The organism is Streptomyces sp. NPDC005151, assembly GCF_053599875.1.
On record NZ_JBSFYR010000017.1, the window covers coordinates 20,691 to 41,236 of the forward strand.

At 69.2% G+C, this 20,546-nt stretch carries 19 protein-coding genes, 6 tRNA genes and 1 pseudogene; 12 read left to right on the plus strand and 14 right to left on the minus strand.

Annotated features, from left to right (window positions below; translation table 11 throughout):
- Positions 1-81 precede the first annotated feature (81 nt).
- Positions 82-927 (plus strand): hypothetical protein, encoded by an 846-nt coding sequence (locus tag ACWD6R_RS12420; protein ID WP_451818638.1) that lies wholly within the window; start codon positions 82-84, stop codon positions 925-927.
- Between the two features lie 546 nt (positions 928-1,473).
- Complete coding sequence (gene bldC / locus ACWD6R_RS12425; RefSeq protein WP_003949541.1) at positions 1,474-1,680, plus strand: developmental transcriptional regulator BldC; 207 nt, start codon at positions 1,474-1,476, stop codon at positions 1,678-1,680.
- A gap of 467 nt (positions 1,681-2,147) precedes the next feature.
- On the opposite strand, the gene ACWD6R_RS12430 is transcribed toward bldC, so the two are convergent.
- The 3 genes from ACWD6R_RS12430 to hrpA all read right to left on the minus strand — a co-directional run bounded on the left by ACWD6R_RS12430 (position 2,148) and on the right by hrpA (position 6,862).
- Positions 2,148-2,441: a DUF6274 family protein gene (locus ACWD6R_RS12430; RefSeq protein WP_451818639.1), complete on the minus strand. Its 294-nt coding sequence runs from the start codon at positions 2,439-2,441 to the stop codon at positions 2,148-2,150.
- Positions 2,442-2,580: 139 nt separating this feature from the next.
- Positions 2,581-2,655: transfer RNA gene (locus ACWD6R_RS12435), tRNA-Asp, on the minus strand.
- A gap of 274 nt (positions 2,656-2,929) precedes the next feature.
- Entirely contained in the window at positions 2,930-6,862 is a 3,933-nt protein-coding gene (gene hrpA / locus ACWD6R_RS12440; RefSeq protein WP_451818640.1) for an ATP-dependent RNA helicase HrpA, read from the minus strand.
- Between the two features lie 153 nt (positions 6,863-7,015).
- Between hrpA and ACWD6R_RS12445 the strand changes: the two genes are divergently transcribed.
- The 3 genes from ACWD6R_RS12445 (at position 7,016) to ACWD6R_RS12455 (ending at position 9,181) form a co-directional block, all read left to right on the plus strand.
- Complete coding sequence (locus ACWD6R_RS12445; RefSeq protein ID WP_451818641.1) at positions 7,016-7,378, plus strand: hypothetical protein; 363 nt, start codon at positions 7,016-7,018, stop codon at positions 7,376-7,378.
- A gap of 157 nt (positions 7,379-7,535) precedes the next feature.
- Entirely contained in the window at positions 7,536-8,336 is an 801-nt protein-coding gene (locus ACWD6R_RS12450) for a DsbA family protein (RefSeq protein WP_451818642.1), read from the plus strand.
- Complete coding sequence (locus tag ACWD6R_RS12455; RefSeq protein ID WP_451818643.1) at positions 8,333-9,181, plus strand: cytochrome c biogenesis CcdA family protein; 849 nt, start codon at positions 8,333-8,335, stop codon at positions 9,179-9,181. Before ACWD6R_RS12450 ends, ACWD6R_RS12455 begins: the two co-directional genes overlap by 4 nt.
- Before the next feature lie 38 nt (positions 9,182-9,219).
- On the opposite strand, the gene ACWD6R_RS12460 is transcribed toward ACWD6R_RS12455, so the two are convergent.
- The 6 genes from ACWD6R_RS12460 to ACWD6R_RS12485 form a co-directional block, all read right to left on the minus strand.
- Positions 9,220-9,296: transfer RNA gene (locus ACWD6R_RS12460), tRNA-Phe, on the minus strand.
- Positions 9,297-9,318: 22 nt separating this feature from the next.
- Positions 9,319-9,393, minus strand: a tRNA-Asp gene (locus ACWD6R_RS12465).
- Positions 9,394-9,768: 375 nt separating this feature from the next.
- Positions 9,769-11,016, minus strand: coding sequence for an ABC transporter permease (locus ACWD6R_RS12470; RefSeq protein ID WP_451818644.1), 1,248 nt, complete (start codon positions 11,014-11,016; stop codon positions 9,769-9,771).
- Positions 11,013-11,696: an ABC transporter ATP-binding protein gene (locus ACWD6R_RS12475; RefSeq protein WP_451818645.1), complete on the minus strand. Its 684-nt coding sequence runs from the start codon at positions 11,694-11,696 to the stop codon at positions 11,013-11,015. The genes ACWD6R_RS12470 and ACWD6R_RS12475 overlap by 4 nt, the downstream gene beginning before the upstream one ends.
- A complete protein-coding gene (locus ACWD6R_RS12480) occupies positions 11,693-13,006 on the minus strand; it encodes a peptidoglycan-binding protein (RefSeq protein ID WP_451818646.1) in 1,314 nt (437 codons plus the stop codon). Before ACWD6R_RS12480 ends, ACWD6R_RS12475 begins: the two co-directional genes overlap by 4 nt.
- A gap of 201 nt (positions 13,007-13,207) precedes the next feature.
- The gene (locus tag ACWD6R_RS12485) at positions 13,208-13,699 is read right to left on the minus strand and encodes a hypothetical protein (RefSeq protein WP_451818647.1); all 492 of its coding nucleotides are present in this window, start codon (positions 13,697-13,699) and stop codon (positions 13,208-13,210) included.
- Positions 13,700-13,947: 248 nt separating this feature from the next.
- Here ACWD6R_RS12485 and ACWD6R_RS12490 point away from each other — a divergent pair, with 248 nt between their 5' ends.
- From ACWD6R_RS12490 to ACWD6R_RS12510, 5 genes are all read left to right on the plus strand, one after another.
- Entirely contained in the window at positions 13,948-14,394 is a 447-nt protein-coding gene (locus ACWD6R_RS12490; RefSeq protein WP_451818648.1) for a hypothetical protein, read from the plus strand.
- A gap of 154 nt (positions 14,395-14,548) precedes the next feature.
- Positions 14,549-15,511, plus strand: coding sequence for a hypothetical protein (locus tag ACWD6R_RS12495; RefSeq protein WP_451818649.1), 963 nt, complete (start codon positions 14,549-14,551; stop codon positions 15,509-15,511).
- Positions 15,512-15,593: 82 nt separating this feature from the next.
- The gene (locus tag ACWD6R_RS12500) at positions 15,594-15,926 is read left to right on the plus strand and encodes a helix-turn-helix domain-containing protein (protein WP_451818650.1); all 333 of its coding nucleotides are present in this window, start codon (positions 15,594-15,596) and stop codon (positions 15,924-15,926) included.
- Positions 15,927-15,963: 37 nt separating this feature from the next.
- The gene (locus ACWD6R_RS12505) at positions 15,964-16,146 is read left to right on the plus strand and encodes a DUF6087 family protein (protein ID WP_451818651.1); all 183 of its coding nucleotides are present in this window, start codon (positions 15,964-15,966) and stop codon (positions 16,144-16,146) included.
- The gene (locus tag ACWD6R_RS12510; protein WP_451818652.1) at positions 16,143-16,571 is read left to right on the plus strand and encodes a hypothetical protein; all 429 of its coding nucleotides are present in this window, start codon (positions 16,143-16,145) and stop codon (positions 16,569-16,571) included. The genes ACWD6R_RS12505 and ACWD6R_RS12510 overlap by 4 nt, the downstream gene beginning before the upstream one ends.
- A gap of 162 nt (positions 16,572-16,733) precedes the next feature.
- Here the strand turns inward: ACWD6R_RS12510 and ACWD6R_RS12515 are convergent.
- The 4 genes and pseudogenes from ACWD6R_RS12515 to ACWD6R_RS12530 all read right to left on the minus strand — a co-directional run.
- Positions 16,734-16,807 (minus strand) — tRNA-Phe (locus ACWD6R_RS12515).
- Positions 16,808-16,834: 27 nt separating this feature from the next.
- Positions 16,835-16,909, minus strand: a tRNA-Asp gene (locus ACWD6R_RS12520).
- A 42-nt stretch (positions 16,910-16,951) separates the two neighbouring features.
- Positions 16,952-17,024: transfer RNA gene (locus ACWD6R_RS12525), tRNA-Glu, on the minus strand.
- 122 nt (positions 17,025-17,146) lie between these two features.
- Positions 17,147-17,446, minus strand: a pseudogene (locus tag ACWD6R_RS12530) (hypothetical protein); the annotation flags it as partial.
- Between the two features lie 82 nt (positions 17,447-17,528).
- Here ACWD6R_RS12530 and ACWD6R_RS12535 point away from each other — a divergent pair.
- Positions 17,529-17,879 carry a metallopeptidase family protein gene (locus tag ACWD6R_RS12535; protein ID WP_451818653.1) on the plus strand — a complete coding sequence of 117 codons (351 nt, stop codon included), beginning with the start codon at positions 17,529-17,531 and terminating at the stop codon, positions 17,877-17,879.
- A 154-nt stretch (positions 17,880-18,033) separates the two neighbouring features.
- On the opposite strand, the gene ACWD6R_RS12540 is transcribed toward ACWD6R_RS12535, so the two are convergent.
- A complete protein-coding gene (locus ACWD6R_RS12540; protein WP_451818654.1) occupies positions 18,034-18,561 on the minus strand; it encodes a hypothetical protein in 528 nt (175 codons plus the stop codon).
- A gap of 258 nt (positions 18,562-18,819) precedes the next feature.
- Here ACWD6R_RS12540 and ACWD6R_RS12545 point away from each other — a divergent pair.
- Positions 18,820-20,546, plus strand: a 1,727-nt coding sequence (locus ACWD6R_RS12545; RefSeq protein WP_451818655.1) for a DEAD/DEAH box helicase, incomplete at its 3' end; no start/stop codon positions are given.

Consider the following 20,546-nt stretch of genomic DNA (forward strand, 5'->3'; position numbering starts at 1 on the left):
GTAAGTCCTACGGGGGCGTAGATCTGTTCCAGTGCCAAGGATCACCCCCCGGCGGAGTACGGGCGTGACACGATCTGAGGCATGTCGGTGGTGTCTTCGGTGCTCGTCCCTTACGCGTCCTACCTCCGGGTGTACGAACCGCTGGCCGCCTTTCCGGAGCCGGAGCGGGCCCATTGGGCCCGCTACGCGGGGCGCGACCGCATCCCCACGGCGCAGGACGAACTCCGGCGTTCGCTTGCCGACTTGGCGGCCACCCCGCCGGTCGGGGTGCCGGTGCACGAGAGCGGGGACGCGTTCGTCGCCGAGGTGGACGGCGTGGTGTGCGTCTGTCCGTGGCGGACCCGGCTGCGCGGCTGGCTGGCGCTGGAGGAGCTGGCGGAGATGTTCCCGGCCCCGGTGCTCGACGCGGTGCTGCCGCCGGTGGTGCGCGGGCAGGCGCTCGCGGACCACGAGCAGTGGGCGGAGCGCAATCCGGACGCCCGGCCGTGGATCCGGACCGCGGTGTGGCAGGTACCGGTGCGCTGGTTCGTCCTCTTCTCGGACGAGGAACGGGAGCATACGGAGGCGGCCGACGGCGGGGGAGCGCCGGTGCTGCGCTACCGGACCCCGATGGTGCAGGCGCGCCGCCGGCTGGCCAGGTCGCTGAGGACGCTGAGGGAGGCCGTCGACGAGGGGCCGCTGACCGAGGGCCTGGTGGACGTCGGCCGGTGGCTGGAGGAGTTCCATCCGCGCGCGCTGGTCGAGCTCGACTACGGCGGTCTGGTGCACGCGCTGTCGGCCGAGCAGCTCGCCGGGGACCGGTCGGCCGCGGATGTCGCCGAGGGCATCGCGGCGCTGCGGGCCGGTGACACCGAAGGGGCGAGTGAGGCGTACGGGCGGCTGGCGGAGCGCTGGCGGGCCGTGAGGGACCGTCAGTTCGCCAGCTGAGTCCGGCGGTGCGGGGCCAGGAACCGGTCTCCCCTGCGGCTCGTCTGTGTGACTCATGAGAGCGGTGAGGGCAAAGTGACGGGAGCGTACTCATGTGGTCCTAGGACCTACGTCCCGAACCGGGCCTTTGCCTCAAGGGTGACGGATAGCACTAACTGGGCCCTTGCGCCCTTCCCCACTCCTCGTGCCAAAATAGGACAAGGAGTCCGGGGAGGACTCCATCCGTCCAAATAAGGGCGGATTGCTCTGCATTGCACGCTATGGGGGGTCTGGTGGCCCCTGATCGCTCTGTGACTGATCGTCACGGTGGTGTGACTGTCCGCTATGGCATGGTCCATCGGCTTCCGTCGCTGATGAACACCTGGGAGGGCAATTCCATCGGTTTGGCCGACGCGGCTGGACGGATGGTGTAGTTGTAGTGCCGAGGACAAGCCGTTCGTCCTATAACCGACTCGGCCCGCGTCCGCCATTTCGGGCAACGCGGGTCAAGGTGCAGAATTTAGAGGAAAGAACCGAGATGGTTCGGTTCTCCCGAGGAGGCCGCTCATGACCGCTCGCACCCCTGATGCCGAGCCGCTGCTGACCCCGGCTGAGGTTGCCACGATGTTCCGCGTGGACCCGAAGACGGTCACCCGTTGGGCCAAGGCAGGCAAGCTCACGTCCATCCGCACGCTCGGTGGACATCGCCGGTACCGCGAGGCAGAGGTCCGCGCACTGCTTGCGGGTATTCCGCAGCAGCGCAGCGAGGCCTGACACACCCCTGTCGCCGCGTCACAACCGGGCTGCCCGGGTCCCCCAACCCGCGTTCGCCCACCCATAGCTCCACACGACGGGCGCCCGCCCCAACGGGCGCCATACCTGTGCAATACGGGGTACGTCGTTCGATCGCGCTGGACTCCGCCGAGTCCAGCGCGATCTTTTTTGTGCCCGCGGGGCGGCCGACGGGCCCGGGCGCCGGCTTCGCGTGGAGTGCTGCGCGGGTGCATCCGACCCGGACGGGCGGGTCTCCCGGGGGGTCGCCCGGGGCGCGTGGGCTGCCCGTGGGCCTCCCCGCGGAAGCGTCTTCCGAGGAGTGCAATTGCACATATTAAATTCGCCAGTTGTAGGAAGGGTGTAAAGTCACCCTTTCTCAAAACTCATTCAGTGACACCCGTCACATAGCCCGAGTCTTGCCAAGGTCGAGCCTGCCACTGCCGGGAGGCGGATGTCCTCGCCATTGGTCACGTGGCGGCAGGACTTTCGTCCTCGGTCCTGTCGGCGCAGTTCTGTTCTTCGGGGGCGGTCGTGGGGGCGGCGAGCGCGGTGGCCTCCTGAACGGCCGCTGGAGCCCTGCCGGATGACGCGGGCGGTTCGGGGGGCGGGACGGGCCGGGAGGCTGTCACGGGCTCCATGGCGAGCCTCAGGAGCAGGTGGCAGATCGGGCAGTACCGAGTGAGATGCCGGTAGCCGGAAGCGGCCGCCAGATGGGCGCGCAGTAGCGCGTGGGTCTCGTGCCTCGCCGCGGGCGCAGCCATCCGCGCCACCTCCCGGTGGACCGCGCCGCCCCGCGCCGAGGAACAGGGGCGGCCCCTGCTGTCTGAGTACCCGTCGGCAGTTGCCGGAGTCAAGACACGCGAAAGCCCGGATCCAAGAGGATCCGGGCTTTCGTTACTGCGGTCCTGACGGGATTTGAACCCGCGGCCTCCACCTTGACAGGGTGGCGAGCACTCCAAACTGCTCCACAGGACCAGGTTTTCGCGGCTTCCTTGCGGCTGCCTGCGAAACCAGACTGTACAGGAGATTGGCGGCTCCGGTCGACTTCACTCCTGGTGGTGGCTCCCTTACGGTCTCCCCCACGACAGGGAGTGGGCTCCCGGCGCCCTGCGACTCCGCTTGCGGAGCGTCGGTCACCGACGCTCCGCGTCGATTCCGTCCTCCGCCTTGCCATCGAAGCCGCATGACGCCGCTCGCTGATCCACTCCCTACCGCGGGGGAGACCGTTACGCCCCCGCGGGGCGCCCGATCACGGAGCCGCGGCGTCGATCGCCTTCACGATCCGCTTGTCCGAGACGGGGTACGCGGTGCCCAGGGCGTGCGCGAAATAGCTCACCCGGAGCTCCTCGATCATCCAGCGGATGTCCAGGACCTCCTGCGGAACGGGCCTGCCCTGCGGCATCTGTTCGAGCAGCCAGGCGTACTCGTCCTGCATCTCGTGGACCTTCTCCATGCGCGTGGTGTCGCGCTGGACGGCTGTCGGCATCTGCTGGAGCCGGCGGTCCGCGGCGACCAGGTAGCGCATCAGGTCGGGCAGCCTGCGCAGCCCTGTCCTCGTGACGAAGCCCGGCGGTACGAGGGCGGCGAGCTGGTTCCGTACATCGGTGACGTTGTTGACCAGGACCAGGCTGTTGGTGGCCTTCAGGCGCCGCTCGCAGGACTGCCAGGCAGCCAGCACCTGCTGTACCTGGGCGACCGTGTGCTCGGTCAGCGCGACGAGATCGGCGCGGACCTTGTCGTACAGCTTCCGGAACGACTCCTCGTCCCAGGCCGGCCCGCCGTGGGCGCCGATCAGCCGGTCCGCGGCAGCGGTCGCGCAGTCCTCGAACAGCGCCTGGATGGAGCCGTGCGGATTGCGGGACAGGGCGAGCTTCTGCTGGTTCGTCAGCTTGTCCGAGGTGAATTTCGCCGGGTTCACCGGGATGTTCAGCAGGATCAGCTTCCGGGTGCCGCGCCACATCGCCTGCTGCTGCTCGGCCTCGGTGTCGAAGAGCCGTACGGCCACGGTGCCCGCCGCGGCTCCCTCCTGCTCCACGAGCGCCGGGTAGGCCTTGACCGGCTGGCCGGCCCGCCGGGTCTCGAAGACCCGGTTCAGCGTGCCGATCGTCCAGTCCGTGAGCCCCGAACGCTCGATGGACTCACCCGAGGGCCCCGCGGTGGCCGCAGCAGCCCTGGAGAGGGCCTGACGGGCCTTGGGGCGCAGCTGGAGCTTCAGCGCCTCCAGGTCCTTGTCCTCGGCCACCCTGCGGCGCCGCTCGTCGACGATCCGGAACGTGATCTCGAGGTGGTCCGGGATCCGGGAGAGATCGAAGTCGTCGGCGGAGACCGGGACCCCGACCATCTGCTGGAGCTCACGCGCGAGGGTGACCGGCAGCGGCTCCTGCAGCGGCACCGCCCGGTCCAGGAACCGGCCCGCGTAGTTCGGCGCGGGGACGTAGTGCCGGCGGATCGGCTTGGGCAGGGAGCGGATCAGCTCGGTGACCACGTCCTCGCGCAGGCCGGGGATCTGCCAGTCGAAGCCTTCGGCGGTGACCTGGTTCAGCACCTGGAGCGGGATGTGGACGGTCACACCGTCCGCGTCCGCGCCGGGCTCGAACTGGTACGTCACCTTGAACTTGAGCTTCCCCTGCCGCCAGGAGTCCGGGTAGTCGTCCTTGGTGACGGCCCCGGCCTTCTCGTTGATGAGCATCGAGCGCTCGAAGTCGAGCGCCTCCGGCTCGTCGCGGCGCTTGTCCTTCCACCAGGAGTCGAAGTGCGCGCCGGAGACGACGTGCTCCGGGATCCGCTGGTCGTAGAAGTCGAAGAGCGTCTCGTCGTCCACGAGGATGTCGCGGCGCCGCGCCCGGTGCTCCAACTCCTCGACCTCGCCGAGGAGTGTGCGGTTGTCATGGAAGAACTGGTGGTGCGTGCGCCAGTCGCCCTCGACCAGTGCGTTCCGGATGAAGAGATCGCGGGACGTCTCGGCGTCGATCCGGCCGAAATTGATCTTGCGCTGGGCGACGATCGGTACGCCGTACAGCGTGACCCGCTCGTACGCCATCACCGCCGCCTGGTCCTTCTCCCAGTGCGGCTCGCTGTAGGTGCGCTTCAGCAGATGCTGGGCCAGCGGTTCGATCCACTCCGGCTCGACCCTGGCGTTGACCCGCGCCCACAGCCGGGACGTCTCGACCAGCTCGGCCGACATCACGAACCGCGGCTGCTTCTTGAAGAGCGCCGACCCGGGGAAGATCGCGAATTTGGCGCTGCGCGCGCCCAGGTACTCGTTCTTCTCGGTGTCCTTCAGCCCGATGTGCGACAGCAGCCCGGCCAGCAGCGAGGTGTGCACCGCCTGCTCCGGCGCATCCTCCTCATTGGGGTGGATGTCCATCTGCTTGGCGACCGTACGCAGCTGCGCATAGATGTCCTGCCATTCGCGGATGCGCAGGTAGTTCAGATATTCCTGCTTGCACATCCGGCGGAAGCTGGACGAGCCGCGCTCCTTCTGCTGCTCGCGGATGTACCGCCACAGATTCAGGAACGCCAGGAAGTCCGACGTCTCGTCCTTGAAGCGGGCGTGCTGCTGATCGGCCTGCGTCTGCTTGTCCGAGGGCCGCTCGCGCGGGTCCTGGATGGAGAGCGCGGCGGCGATCACCATGACCTCGCGCGTGCAGCCGTTGCGGTCGGCCTCGATGACCATGCGGGCGAGGCGCGGGTCGACGGGCAGCTGCGAGAGCTTCCGCCCCAGCTGCGTCAGCCGTTTCTTCGGATCCTTCTCGTCCGGGTCGAGTGCGCCGAGCTCCTGGAGCAGCTGCACACCGTCGCGGATGTTGCGGTGGTCCGGCGGGTCGATGAAGGGGAACTTCTCGATGTCGCCGAGGCCGGCCGCGGTCATCTGGAGGATGACGGACGCCAGGTTCGTCCGGAGGATCTCCGCGTCCGTGAACTCCGGGCGGGTCAGGAAGTCGTCCTCGGAGTACAGCCGGATGCAGATGCCGTCCGAGGTACGGCCGCAGCGCCCCTTGCGCTGGTTGGCGCTGGCCTGCGAGATCCGTTCGATCGGCAGCCGCTGGACCTTGGTGCGGTGACTGTAGCGGGAGATGCGGGCGTTGCCCGGGTCGATCACGTACTTGATGCCGGGGACGGTCAGCGAGGTCTCGGCGACGTTCGTCGCCAGAACGATCCTGCGGCCGGTGTGGCGCTGGAACACCCGGTGCTGCTCGGCGTGCGACAGGCGCGCGTAGAGGGGGAGCACCTCGGTGTGGCGGAGGTTCTTCTTGTTCAGGGCGTCCGCGGTGTCGCGGATCTCGCGCTCGCCGGAGAGAAAGACCAGGACATCGCCGGGGCCCTCCGCCTGGAGCTCGTCGACGGCGTCGCAGATCGCGGTGATCTGGTCGCGGTCGGAGTCCTCGCCCTCTTCCTCGAGCAGCGGCCGGTAGCGCACCTCGACCGGGTACGTACGCCCGCTGACCTCGACGATCGGCGCATGACCGAAGTGCCGGGCGAAGCGCTCCGGGTCGATGGTCGCCGAGGTGATGACGACCTTCAGGTCGGGGCGCTTGGGGAGCAGCCGGGCCAGATAGCCCAGCAGGAAGTCGATGTTCAGCGACCGCTCGTGGGCCTCGTCGATGATGATCGTGTCGTACGCGAGCAGCTCGCGGTCCGTCTGGATCTCGGCCAGCAGGATGCCGTCCGTCATCAGCTTCAGATACGTCGCGTCCGGGTTCACCTGGTCGGTGAAGCGGACCTTCCAGCCGACCGCCTCGCCGAGCGGGGTCTTCAGCTCGTCGGCGACGCGCTCGGCGACCGTACGGGCCGCGATCCGGCGCGGCTGGGTGTGCCCGATCATGCCCCGGACGCCGCGCCCCAGCTCCATGCAGATCTTCGGGATCTGCGTGGTCTTGCCGGAGCCGGTCTCACCGGCGACGATCACGACCTGGTGGTCGCGTATCGCCTCCAGGATCTCGTCCTTCTTCTGGCTGACCGGAAGTTCTTCCGGGTACGAGAGAGCGGGCATCCGTTCGGCGCGCCCCGCGAGCCGCTCGGCTGCCTTCCCGGCCTGGGTGGCGATCTCGTCCAGCACGGCCTGCCGGGCCTCGGGCTTACGGATCCGGCGCGCCCCTTCGAGGCGGCGGCCGAGTCGGTGCGCGTCGCGGAGCGAGACGTGTCCGAACTGGGACTGGAGATCGGCAAAGGAAGTAGACATACGGCTCCCAGGATCGCACCCGGGCCCGAGGAACGGCGAACCTATTTCGCGCGGTCTGCGTCACGGCCGCGATGACTGCGGGGGAGCTCCTGATCACAGCACGTACCATTTCGGGCAACTGATCTTCATACCGCAGTGGAAAGGCCCTCGTCCGTGTCCCGTACGCAGTGGTGCTGCCTGGTGTCGGTGCTCGCGGTCGCGCTGGGGCTGTTCTGCGGGCCCGCCACGGCGGTGACGGCGGCGACCGCGTCCGGGGATTCCGGCACCGCGGTGGCCGCCCCGGCCGTCGACGGTCAGGGGGTGCCCGGCTGCGGCAACGGCACGACGCACGACGGCACCGAGCCCGGCGTACCCGTCCGGGCCCGTGCCGCGCACGACCAGGCGCCCGGTCTCGCCGAATGGGGTCCGAGCGCCGCTCCCGGGCAGCAGCCCGCGGAGCCGCGCGCACGCGTCAGGCTGCGCGGGCGGGAGCCTGCCGCGCCGTCCCCGGTGGAACTCTCCGTACTGCGGGTTTAGAGGAGCTCACAAAATGGGAGTCCGATCAGCTCGCGGCGTCCGGTGCGTGCATGCCAGGCGTCGCGAGCTGGGCGCCCATTTCGTGAGCTCTTAGGGGGATGCCCGCCACCCAGTCGTCCCCTTCCCCTCTCCCGCACCACGAGCACGGAGTCTCGCCATGCCCACGCCCACAACCTCCTCGTCCAGGAAGCCGCTGCTCTACGGCACCGGTGTCGTCCTCGCCGCCGCGCTGCTCGGCCTCGTCTCCTACCGCGCCACCGCCCCCGCCGACCGCTCCGGCTCCTCCTCCTCGACTTCGGTCGCCGATGTCACCGCCGACCCGGACGCCGGCGTCTTCCCGGAACTGGCGAGGCTGGCCCGCCGCGACCCCGCCGACAGACTCGCGCAGGGCCCGGTCGACGCGCCCGTGGTCCTCATCGAGTACGCCGACTTCAAGTGCGGCTACTGCGGCAAGTTCGCCCGGGACACCGAACCCGCCCTGGTGAAGAAGTACGTCGACGACGGCACCTTGCGCATCGAGTGGCGCAACTTCCCGATCTTCGGCGCCGAATCCGAGGCCGTCGCGCGCGCCGCCTGGGCCGCCGGGCAGCAGGGCCGCTTCTGGCAGTTCCACGCAGCCGCCTACACCGAAGGGGCCAAGGAGAAGGGCTTCGGCAAGGACCGGGTGAAGGCGCTCGCCAAGGAGGCGGGAGTGCGGGACCTCGGCCGGTTCGTACGCGACGCGGACGGCGCGGCTGCTTCCGCCGCGGTGAGCAAGGACCAGGAGGAGGGGTACGGGATCGGCGCGAGCTCCACCCCGTCCTTCCTGATCAACGGCCGCCCGCTGGCCGGAGCGCAGCCGGAGGAGGTCTTCGAGCAGGTCATCCAGGCGGCGGCCGACAAGGCCGCCAACACCGAGGACGCCAAGGGAGAGAGCGGCTCCAAGGGCTCCGGTGACGCCGGGGGCGCCGACAAGTGACAGCGGACATCGGCTACTTCGCCGCCTTCCTCGGCGGACTGCTGGCCCTGGTCAGCCCCTGCAGCGCCCTGTTGCTGCCCGCCTTCTTCGCCTACTCCATCGACTCGGCCTCGCGGTTGCTGGCCCGTACCGGCATCTTCTACGCCGGTCTGGCCACCACCCTCGTGCCGCTCGGCGCCGCAGGCTCGTACGCCGGACGGCTCTTCTACAGCCACCGCGACCAGCTGGTCCTCGGCGCCGGCTGGCTGATCATCGGGCTCGGCCTGGCCCAGATCGTGGGCCTCGGCTTCGCCTCGCGCCGGATCGCGGCCCTCAGCGGGCGGATCCGGCCGACGACCGTCGTGTCGGTCTACGCCCTCGGCGCCGTCTACGGGCTGGCCGGGTTCTGCGCCGGCCCGATCCTCGGCAGCGTCCTGACGGTGGCGGCGGTCAGCGCCAGCCCGGTCTACGGCGGACTGCTGCTCGCCGTCTACGCCCTGGGCATGGCGGTCCCGCTGTTCCTGCTGGCGCTGGTCTGGGAGCGCTTCGACCTCGGGCGCCGCGCCTGGCTGCGCGGCCGTGCCTTCCGGCTCGGCCGCTTCGAGCTGCACACCACCACTGCGCTGTCGGGGCTGTTCTTCATCGGGCTGGGCGCACTGTTCCTGGCGTACGACGGGACGACCGAGCTGCCCGGACTGCTGGACGTGGACAATTCGTTCGCCGTCGAGCAGTGGGCGCAGCGGATCGGCGAGCAGGTGCCGGACGCGGCCGCGCTGGTGACGGTGGTGACGGTGACGCTGCTGATTCTGGGGGTGCGGGCCCGGCGCCGTCGGGATGCAAACCCCGCGGAGCGGGAAGAGGCGTGACACGGCGAAAGCCCCGTCCGGTGGACGGGGCTTTCGGGTGGTGGCTGGGGCCGGGATCGAACCGGCGACCTATCGCTTTTCAGGCGATCGCTCGTACCAACTGAGCTACCCAGCCACGCAGCACTTACGAGCTGCAGCGGTCCTGACGGGATTTGAACCCGCGGCCTCCACCTTGACAGGGTGGCGAGCACTCCAAACTGCTCCACAGGACCAAGCTTTTGTGCGACTAAGTGTCGCACAAGGTGGTGCGTGCCCCCAACGGGATTCGAACCCGAAATCGTTACCTTGCTGACCTGCGAAAACGCCGGATAACCCGGACAAACGCCCCCGTTTTCATCCTCCTGCATCCGGCTCGATCCCGCTGGATCTAGCTCCCGTGCTGACGTGTCAGCACGGGCTCGCTGATCGGTGCTGGAGAAAATCCGACTTCCCTTCAAGGCTCCTACATGGCATGCCATGCCAGACAAGCGAGCTGGACACCTCCACCCGTCCTCGCGGGAGCAAAGCGCCAGTGCGGCGCGCCCCTGAAGGGTAGAACCTTCAGGGGCGCGGTCGGCATTCCGGGTAGGGTCCGCAGGCCTCACCGGTCAGCGCCGAAGGGCCTCCACCGGCTGGATGCGCGCGGCCCGCCAGGCCGGATAGAGGCCGGCCAGCACGCCGGTGACCAGCCCGATCAGCGGGGCGGCGGCGACGGTTGCGGGGTGCACGACCGGCGTCCAGTCCCGGGCCAGAGCGACGGCGACCACCGTCACGGTGCCCAGGCTGGTGCCCACCAGGCCGCCAAGGGCGCCGAGGGCTCCGGACTCGGCCAGGAACTGGGCGGTGATGTGCCGGGCGCGGGCGCCCAAGGCGCGGCGCAGCCCGATCTCGCCGGTCCGCTCCAGCACCGCGACCAGGGTGGTGTTGGCGATGCCGACCGCGCCGATGATCAGGCAGATCCCGGCCAGCAGCAAAAAGAGCTGACTCAGGTCGGAGCCCACGGTCGAGCGCAGGGTCTTGGGGTCCGGAGGCGGGATAGCCTTGAAGTACTCGGGGTGGTCGGGGCGCAGCGCGGTGGCCGCTTCGGCGGCGACCTGCTGGGCGGCGCCCAGTTCGGTGGCGATCAGCATGCCGGACTCGGTGGGGCCGGGGGCGCCCCAGATCTGCTCGGCGGTGGTGCGCGGGACGACGACGGAAAGCAGCAGGTCGGCCTTGCGCTCCACATCGTCGACGATGCCGACGACGGTGAACGACTCTTCGCCGATGAACAGCGCAGGATGGGTCTCCAGGGTGGTGATGCCCAGCCGGCTCGCGGTTCCTGCGCCGATCACGGCGACCCGGCCGGCCTGGGCCATCCGCTCGTCGTACAGCCGCCCCTCGGCCAGGGTCGGCACGGCGGCCTTCAGGACGCCGGGCGAGGCTGCGACAACATCGATCCGCTCGCCTCCGGCATTGTCGCCGATGGGCGCGGAGCGGGCGCTGCCCGCCCGGTCGTCTCGTACGGTCCAGTAGACTCCCGCGGCCTTGACCCCGTTCACCCTGCGCATCCGGGCGTCGGCGTCCGCGGGGAAGGCGGGCCCGGTGAGCTGGTCGGGGTCGTCCACCGTCTCCTCGATCGTCACCTCGGTGGCGGTCAGCGCATTGAACCGGGCGTCGATCTGGGACGAGGTGGTCGCGGTCAGCCCGAGGATCGCCACGAACGTGCCGACGCCGAGCACCGTGCCGAGCGCGGTCAGCGCGGAGCGGGCGGGCCGTTGCAGCATCCCGGCCGTGGCCTCGGCGAGCAGGTCGCGGGGGGCGAAGGCGGAGGGTATGACGCCGGCGGCGGCGCGTCCACGCCGGATGCGCAGCTTCACGCGGCCACCTGCTGCTCACGAAGGACACCGTCGCGGATGACTACGGTGCGGGCACCACGGGCTGCCACCTCCAGATCGTGCGTGATCAGCAAGATGGTCATCCCATCGGCGTGCAGTTCGTCCAGCAGCCCCAGGACCGCCCCGGCGTTGGCGGTGTCGAGGTTGCCGGTGGGCTCGTCGCACAGCAGCAGAGAGGGGCCGGCAACCAGCGCCCGGGCGATGGCGACGCGTTGGCGCTCACCGCCCGAGAGCCGGGTGGGCAGCGAGTCGATGCGGTGGCCGAGGCCCACGCGGACCAGGGCGTCGCGGGCGCGCGGGGCCCGCTCAGCGTGGGGGACGCCGTTGTAGACCATGGCCAGGGTGACGTTCTCCAACGCCGAGCGGTGCGGCAGCAGATGAAAGGTCTGGAAGACGAAGCCGATGCGACGACCGCGCAGCGCGGTTCGATCGGCGTCACACAGCGCGCCGGTGTCGTAGCCGTCGAGGAGGTACGTGCCATGGGTGGGGGCGTCCAGTAGCCCGGCTATGTTGAGGAAGGTGGACTTGCCCGAGCCCGAAGGCCCGACGACGGTAACGAAATCCCCCGGCTCAACGAGCAGTTCACACGGCTTGAGGGCAGGCACGGGCGGCGGCCCCGGATAGGTGAGGCCGACCTGGCGGAACTCGATGACCGGCGTCACTGCCCCACCGCCCCCTTCTTCACACCCGCGATGACCTGCTCGCCCTTGTCCAGCCGGGCAGCCCCCACCGGCTCCACGGCAACGAAGCCGTCGCCCGCGGTGCCCGTGCGCACCTCCACCCGACGCTGCTCGCCGTCCGGCTGGAGCACCGTGACCGTGGTCCGGCCGTCGGCGCCCGCGGTCAGCGCGGTGATCGGCACGACCAGCGCCTTGCCGTCGGTACGGGCCGCCTCGATGGTCAGCCGCACATCTTGCCCGGCCAACTGGGCATCCAGCGCCTTGTCCGGATCGACCCGCAGCAGATAGCCGCTCTGCCCCGGCGCCGCCGGCACCCCACCGCCCGGCTCGCCCTCGCCGCCGCCACCCCCGCTGCCGCTGTCCGGTGCGGTCAGCGAATCGGCCAGCGAACCCACCTTCGCCTGCGCCTTGATGCCGGAGAGCTCTGAGTAGATCTGCACCCGCTGCCCCTTGCGCACCAGGCCCTTTTGATGCTCCTGCAGATAGGCCTGTACCGCGAGCTTCCCGCCGGACACCGTCAGCATCGTCCCGTCCACGGGCGCACCCACCCGCCCCGGCACCGCATCCACTCGGGCGGGAAAGCCCTGCAGGAAGACCACTTCGCCGGCCGGGAGCCGAGGACCCGACGCGACCTGCGCGGCAGCCAGATCAGCCTGCGCCTCAGCCAGATCATCCCGCGCATACTGCACCGTACGCGCCGACCCCTCGCCTTCGGCGTCCTCGGCCTCCTCCACCGCCCGCTCAGCCGCCGTCACCGCATCCTCGGCCGCCTTCAGCCCTTCCCCGTTGTCGTCCACAGCCTGCAGCGGGTCGTAACCTATCCCGGCGTAGAAGGCGTTGAGGGCGGCCTTGGTCCCTGCTCCGAAGGTCCCGGCGGTATCGCCGCCCGTGCCGTGCCCCAGGTCTTGCAACGCCTCCTGCAGCTGCCTCACGTCGTCGCCCGTCGCGCCGGGCTTGAGATCGCGGTAGACGGGTATCCGCCCGGGCAGGACGAACACCGGCCGCCCGGAGACCTCGAGCAGCACCTGCCCGGCCTTCAGCCGATCACCCTGCTTGACCGGCAACTTGGTCACGACGGGTGCGGCACCGTCCTCCCCGCCGGCCACCTGCGGCGCCACATCCACACTCTGTCCGGCAACGACCTGCCCGCGCACGATCACCGACGACGTCAACACCCGATGTTCCACCGGTGACGTCAACACCGACCGCTCCGGCGGCCCCGCCTCCGCCGCCGCCTGCGAAGGCGACTTGATCAGCGTGGATGCCACCACCCCGGCCCCCGCAAGCAACACCGCCCCACCCGCGACAGCGGCAATCCAACGGCGCCTACGCGCAAGCCCGCTGGCGGGACCTCCGTCCGCGGCGGCACTGTCCCCGACCTCCTGGGTCGTCGTTACAACGGGTTCGTCCCCAGCATCCGGTTGTGCGGTCACTTCATCACATTTCCTCGTCGCACCCTGCAGACCTGCTTCACCGTGTCCTACCGGGGTCGGTCAGCCGCCGACGGTGATCTCCTGGTCGTCGTTCTTGCCAGGGCTGCACTTCTTTAGGGCCGCGATGAGGGCGTCATTATCGCCATTCTTGGCCCTGTCGTACTTGGTGAAGCCCTCGGCCTTCATGCACGCGACGAAGGCCGGGTCTGCCTTCGCTGTCTCACCTTCGTCCTCGGGGGTGTCCGGCGCAGGCAGGAGATCCGCACACTCCTTCACGGCCTTGGTCTGCACCGCCTCGTCCCCACCGCCCTTGACCACACGGAGTTCACCGTCGGAGGTGGTCTCGATCTTGACCCCGTTCTCCTCCAGGCACCCGTAGTAGTCACGTTCCGAGTCACTGGCCGCCGAGGGCTTCCCACCCGCTGCGGGCCTCGTGCTGGAATCACTCCCGCTGCCCGCGCTGTCCTCCTCGGCACCGCCGCATCCGACCAGGACAGCGGCTGCTAGCAGTGCTGCACACAGTGATTGCGTGACGCGAGTGGGGAACGGCATGAGTAACTCCGTTTTGCTGAGAGGAGGGGGATGGCGTAGCCGCTCTGCGGCACATCACGCCCAGCCGTCTTCCCTCGGGATCGTCCGCCGCAGAACAGGTCCAAGCGTGACTGACCCCACCACGTGGTGAGAGCCGCCGTCTACTGGCCCCAGGGACAGTAGACGGCGCTTGCCTGATGATCTGTAATAACGCGGCACTTCGCACAGGTGCACACGCAACAACACCTCAGCAGCTAGGAGTTCTGTTCATGACCAACCTCACCCGCCGCGTAGCCACAGTCGCACTGGCCGTCTCCGCCCTCGGCGGCTTCGGTCTGGCTACTGCCGGCACAGCGGCAGCCGCGCAGGTCGCCTACGACGGCTACCTGGACCCAGAGGAGATTGGCTTCTACTACAACTCGGACCAGGCCGGCTGCGTCTTCGACCTGTTTGACAAGGACCAAAACTTCAACAACGACTATTTCAAGGCCTTCCCGAGCTCTGGCTCGTGCAACGGCAAGGGACAGGTCGTCGGCAACAACACCGCCTCCTACAAGAACCGCAGCGGCGATGACTGGTACGTCCATACCGGCCCCAACAGTGGAGGTACGTACCACGGCAAAATTCCCGCCTATTACGTCGGTAACGCGACCGCCAACTTCAAGAACAACATCGAGTCGGTCTGCTGGGTGGTCGAGTACTGCGCCCCTTACTAGATCGCACCGGGCGGCACACGCCCGACCTCTCACTGCCCGCTGTCCCGCTCGCCGTTATCGCGCGGGACAGCGGTTCCCCCACGCTACCCGCACCGCGACCGCGAGGATCCCCGCCATGGCTCTCCCAGCCCGACTCCTGGCTACCACCTGTCTGGTGAGCGCTGCCGCGCTGACCCTCAGCAGCTGCGCAGGCGAGGAGACCGCAGCCGACGGGGCGGGAAAGGAGCCGGCCATCGGCAGCATCGAGAAATTGAGCAGCACCGAAGGCCTGGAGTTCCCTGTCGCAGCATACGAGGTCACCTCCGATCAGCAGTATCAGGTGAAAAAGGCCCAGAATCGTCTGATCGAGCAATGCATGAACCGCTTCGGCTTCGAGTACGCCCTCCCCGCCCCGACACCTCCGAGCCGGGATGACTCGAAATCACGGGTCTTCGGGCTGGCCAGCGCGGAGGATGCCGCCCAGTTCGGCTACGCGAGCCCTCGCCAAGCAACCGACCCGGCACCCGCCACGAGACAGTCGCCAGCCCTTCTCAGCAGGACCGGCCAGACGGTGCTCAACGGGGTGGACCCCGTTGCCGAGGCTAAGGCGAAGGCACAGGGCAAGGCAGCTGCCCCCACCGATGAACCCATGTCGCAGGCCGAGGCGGAGAAGGCGCCGGGCAGCGGCATCATCGTCAACGGCGAGGAAGTGCCCGTCGGCGGCTGCGGTCGCGAGTCGGCTCTGAAGCTGTACGCCCCGAATCCGGAAGCCGTCGACATCCTCTTCGTCTTCAATCTGGGTGGTGAGGCCGAGTCCAGGGCGCTGGAGGACTCCAGGGTGAGGAAGGCCACGACCAAGTGGTCACAGTGCATGGCTGATTCCGGCTTCACCACCTCCAGTCCCGACAACGTCCAGTCGGACCTGGGCCTGAAGGCAGGCGAGCTCTCCAGCCCTAAGGCCATCACCATCGCCAAGGCGGACGTCGCCTGCAAGACCCAGGTCAACTACATCGGCATCCGCTACGCCGTGCAGAGCGCGTACGAGAAGCTTCTGGTGGAAGAGCACGCCGAGACCCTCGCCCTGTTCAAGCAACAGACCCAAGACCGGCTTCGCCTCGCAGCGCAACTCAACGGCTGATCCGATCAGTTACGATCCAGTCGCATCAGGATTGTGCGGGATCTGACCACCCGTGCGGCTATTGAACCCCGGGGGGGGATTCATGCGTTCTGTTGACCAGGTGGACGGGGACTGCTTGCTGGACAGGGACGGTGGTACCTCGGCAGCCGCGGACTTACTCCTCCGCGCGCTCGCCCTCGATCCCCCTCTCACCGAGACCGAGGAGAAGGTCCTCGACCTGCTGCGGGGTGGGCCGACCAATGCGGAGATCGCCACCCACCTGGGTATCACGACCCGTACTGTGAAGTTCCATGTGTCAAACCTCCGGGTGAAGCACTGCGGGCTCTCCCGCCTCCAGCTCTGCCTGCTGGCCACGTTGCGCCGACTGGACCCTGTGGCGGCCGGGACCGCCGTGGGACCAACCGGTCAGAATTGAGCAACGGGGTCCGCAGCGTGCGACACATCCGGCGCCGATGGACATCTGGCGCCGTCACCGGCCGGTGCACGGCGGCGCCGGCCACCTCCGGCCCGACGAGCCACGGGTCCTGGAGGAGTGGGACGACTTCACCTACCAGGTGGTCGGCACCGCGCCGAACCTCGCCGCCGCCCGGAACGGGGTTGCTGAGCTGGCGCTCGACGATGACTCCGCCGCGTGACGCGGCAGGTCAGCCCTTCCGGGCGAGCCGACGGCCGGGCAGGTCATGCCGTCAGCCCCCAGTTGGTGATGATGGCGTACCTGCACCGGTTCGTGAACGAGGCGGGCTTCATCGACCGGGAGCACGGGGTCGGCCGCCGCCGGGTCGACCTGCTGATCCGCCAGCCGTACACCGCCGCTGATGGTTCGCGGGCGGTGCAGCGCGAGGCGCTGGAGCTGAAGGCGTGGCGCCAGGGCCGCACCGGTCCACGAGCGCACCGCCTTCTCCCAGCAGAGGACACCCTCCGGGCGCACCGTCACGCTGCTGCGCGCTTGACGGCGGGGCAGGAGCCCCGACGCCCGGCCGTGAACCAACGCGAGCGGGCGAACACCACCCTGGTGGCACGTGCCGCACGCGCAGCAGCGCGGGTTCTGTGCGGGAGCTGATGGGGCCGCGCGGTCAGGAATCACGGCAGCTCGGTGCTGACACGTCGGCACCGTTTCAGCACGCACAGCCCCCTTAGGAGCCGCACTTCTACAGGCCGGAAGAGACATTTCAGGCACCACGAAAACGCCCCGGACGGCATGTCCGGGGCGCATTCAGCGCAGTGGCTGGGGCCGGGATCGAACCGGCGACCTATCGCTTTTCAGGCGATCGCTCGTACCAACTGAGCTACCCAGCCACGCAGTTCGCCGAGGCGATCTGCAAGCGGTCCTGACGGGATTTGAACCCGCGGCCTCCACCTTGACAGGGTGGCGAGCACTCCAAACTGCTCCACAGGACCAAGCTTCAGTGTCCGAAAAATTCGGACACATGATGTTGTGCGTGCCCCCAACGGGATTCGAACCCGTGCTACCGCCTTGAAAGGGCGGCGTCCTGGGCCACTAGACGATGAGGGCAAAACTGCTAGTGCTTCCCCTCGAGAGGTTCCGCTTCTCCTTCAACCTCTGGGGTCTCAGAACGGTCAAGCCCTGACCGGCGCCCTTGGGCACGTCCGAGACTGTACTACGGCGTTTCGGTGTCAGCCAAACCGAATAGGCGAAGGGGTTGGGCCGGCCGGGTCTTCTTCCGGCAGATGGCGGCTGACCTCGGCTGTCGTCAGACCGAGACCGCCGAGCGTGATCTCGTCCCAGGCCTGCAGACGGCGAGTCGCGCGGTCCGGACGGAGCACCGAGGCGCGCACCTTCTCCGGCTTCCTGTTCTGCACGGCGCGCAGTCCGCCGCCGCCGGTGGAGCCCTCGACCTTGAGCCGGGTGCCGAACTTCAGAAGTTCGTTCTGCCGGTGGTGCACATGGCCGGCGAGAACCAGCGGCAGCGTGCCGTGCGGGGGCGCGGGATATGCGGGACAGGGCAGGGAGTGGCGGTCCGGGGCCGGTCGGGCGGGGGTACGTGACAATGGCGGGGTGCTGGAGATGACGCGCGAAGAGTTCGAGGAACTGGTCGCCGAGGCCCTGGACCGGATTCCGCCGGAGCTGACGCGGCTGATGGACAACGTCGCGGTGTTTGTCGAGGACGAACCGGACCCCGGCGATCCGGAGCTGCTCGGGCTGTACGAGGGCACGCCGCTGACCGATCGCGGTGAGTGGTACGCCGGGGTGCTGCCGGACCGGATCACGATCTACCGCGGGCCGACGCTGCGGATGTGCGAGTCGCGTGCGGACGTCGTGGCCGAGACGGAAATCACGGTCGTCCATGAGATCGCCCACCACTTCGGCATCGACGACGAGCGGCTGCACGCGCTCGGTTACGGCTGAGTACGCCCGGGAGAGCAGCGGCGAAGGGGCCGACGGTGAAGGGGTCGATGGTGCGTGGGGCGTGTCCCATGCGGGGCAACGGGAGTTGGGCACAGCGCCCCCGTCCGTTCCCGCCCTTGTTCGCTCCCCGCCTCCCGGAGGTGCCCGCCGTGCGTCAGTTGCCATCCCCTGTCCGATGGGCAGCCGTCACCGCAGTGACGATTGCCGCGTCCACCGGCTGCATGAGCATCAGCGACGACGGCGGGAAGCCGGCCCCGTCGCGGTCGGCCGAGCAGAAGGGCTCGTCGGGTGAACCGGAAGGCGCCACGGTGGCGGATACGGGACGGGCCCGTACCGGAGGGGGCGCGGAGGCGCACTCCGACCGGGAGGCCGCCGAATCGCCGAGCCCGAGCGCGTCGGCGCGCGCCTCGGTCGTACCCGGTGGCGCGCATGCTGGCGTGGGGTCCGGTGATCCGTTGCCGACCCGGGGCGGGCATCTGCCGGTGCCGTCCCCGCCGGTGGGCGGGGGGTCGCAGCAGCCGGTGCCGTCCGCGGAGCCGTCGGTGCCCTCCGGGCCGTCCGCGCCGGTCACCCCGGAGCCGTCGAGCTCACCCGATCCGGAACCCTCCAGTCCGCCCCCGGTGCCCTCCGCGTCTCCGGCCGCGCAGTTCCGCAGTGACGCGATGAGTGTGCCGGATGGCATGGAGGCGCTGCGGACTCCCGAGGCATCACCGCAGGTGGGGCCGGTGTAGCGGGTGGTCCGGAGCGTGTGGTTTGCGCGATGTGGGTGAGAGTGCGTATGGTAGTAGATCGTTTGATCCCATTGCCCGGCGCCGACACAGAAGAGCGCCGTGTGGCGCGTACTCTCCCTTGCCGTGGCTGGACCGCATTGAGGCGGTCGAAATTGCGAATCACGGAGTTATGGGCGCGTGCCGAGACTCCGGAAGGTTTCGCATTTCGCATGTCCAATTTCAGCTCTGACAACACCGTTGTGCCCGAGAACGACGAGATTGTCACCGAAGCCGAGGCCGTAGTGGCCGAGGCCGCCGAGGTGTCCGAGCCGGTCGAGACGGCCGAGTCCGTCGACGTCACCGGCTCCACCGAGGCCACCACCGACTCCGCCACCGACGCCGAGCCGACCATCACCTTCGCCGACCTGGGCCTGCCCGAGGGCATTGTCCGCAAGCTCGCGCAGAACGGTGTGACCGCGCCCTTCCCGATCCAGGCCGCGACCATTCCGGACGCGCTGGCCGGCAAGGACATCCTGGGCCGCGGCCGTACCGGCTCCGGCAAGACGCTCTCCTTCGGTCTGCCGACCCTGGCCACGCTGGCCGGCGGTCACACCGAGAAGAAGAAGCCCCGCGCGGTCATCCTCACCCCGACCCGTGAGCTCGCGATGCAGGTCGCGGACGCGCTGCAGCCCTACGGCGACGTGCTCGGCCTGAAGATGAAGGTCGTCTGCGGCGGTACGTCGATGGGTAACCAGATCTACGCGCTGGAGCGCGGTGTCGACGTCCTCGTCGCCACCCCGGGCCGGCTGCGCGACATCATCAACCGGGGCGCCTGCTCGCTGGAGAACGTCCAGGTCGCCGTCCTCGACGAGGCCGACCAGATGTCCGACCTGGGCTTCCTGCCCGAGGTCACCGAGCTGCTCGACCAGGTTCCGGCCGGCGGTCAGCGCATGCTCTTCTCCGCCACCATGGAGAACGAGATCGGCACGCTGGTCAAGCGCTACCTGAGCAACCCGGTGAGCCACGAGGTCGACAGCGCCCAGGGCAACGTCACGACCATGACGCACCACGTCCTCGTCGTGAAGCCGAAGGACAAGGCGCCGGTCACCTCCGCCATCGCTGCCCGCAAGGGCCGCACGATCATCTTCGTCCGCACCCAGCTGGGCGCCGACCGCATCGCCGAGCAGCTCGTCGAGGCGGGCGTGAAGGCGGACGCGCTGCACGGCGGCATGACGCAGGGCGCCCGCACCCGCGTTCTTGAGGACTTCAAGAAGGGTTACGTCAACGCGCTCGTCGCGACCGACGTCGCCGCCCGCGGTATCCACGTCGACGGCATCGACCTGGTGCTGAACGTGGACCCTGCCGGTGACCACAAGGACTACCTGCACCGCTCGGGCCGTACCGCCCGTGCCGGCAAGTCCGGTGTCGTCGTCTCCCTGGCGCTGCCGCACCAGCGCCGCCAGATCTTCCGCCTGATGGAGGACGCGGGCGTCGACGCCTCCCGCCACATCGTGCAGGGCGCGGGCGTCTTCGAGCCGGAGGTCGCCGAGATCACCGGTGCCCGTTCGCTGACCGAGGTCCAGGCCGACTCTGCGAACAACGCCGCCAAGCAGGCGGAGCGCGAGGTCGCCGACCTGACCAAGCAGCTGGAGCGCGTCCAGCGCCGCGCCGGTGAGCTCCGCGAGGAAGCCGACCGCCTGGTCGCCCGTGCCGCGCGCGAGCGGGGCGAGGACCCCGAGGCAGCAGTCGCCGAGGTCGCCGCCGAGGCGGAGGCCGCGATCGAGGCCGCCGTCTCCGTACCGGAGCAGCCCACAGCGCGCGACGACCGTCGCGACGACCGCGGCAACTTCGACCGCCGGGACAACCGCGGCGGCGACCGCCGGGACGACCGGGGCGGCGACCGTGGTGGGTACCGCGGCGGCGACCGCGGTGGTGACCGTGGTGGTTTCCAGCGTCG

Coding starts and splice junctions, on each gene's coding strand:
- ACWD6R_RS12420 (WP_451818638.1), top strand. CDS start 82: ATGTCGGTGGTGTCTTCGGTGCTCGTCCCTTACGCGTCCTACCTCCGG.
- bldC (WP_003949541.1), top strand. CDS start 1,474: ATGACCGCTCGCACCCCTGATGCCGAGCCGCTGCTGACCCCGGCTGAG.
- ACWD6R_RS12430 (WP_451818639.1), bottom strand. CDS start 2,441: ATGGCTGCGCCCGCGGCGAGGCACGAGACCCACGCGCTACTGCGCGCC.
- hrpA (WP_451818640.1), bottom strand. CDS start 6,862: ATGTCTACTTCCTTTGCCGATCTCCAGTCCCAGTTCGGACACGTCTCG.
- ACWD6R_RS12450 (WP_451818642.1), top strand. CDS start 7,536: ATGCCCACGCCCACAACCTCCTCGTCCAGGAAGCCGCTGCTCTACGGC.
- ACWD6R_RS12485 (WP_451818647.1), bottom strand. CDS start 13,699: ATGCCGTTCCCCACTCGCGTCACGCAATCACTGTGTGCAGCACTGCTA.
- ACWD6R_RS12490 (WP_451818648.1), top strand. CDS start 13,948: ATGACCAACCTCACCCGCCGCGTAGCCACAGTCGCACTGGCCGTCTCC.
- ACWD6R_RS12500 (WP_451818650.1), top strand. CDS start 15,594: ATGCGTTCTGTTGACCAGGTGGACGGGGACTGCTTGCTGGACAGGGAC.
- ACWD6R_RS12505 (WP_451818651.1), top strand. CDS start 15,964: ATGGACATCTGGCGCCGTCACCGGCCGGTGCACGGCGGCGCCGGCCAC.
- ACWD6R_RS12540 (WP_451818654.1), bottom strand. CDS start 18,561: ATGCCATCCGGCACACTCATCGCGTCACTGCGGAACTGCGCGGCCGGA.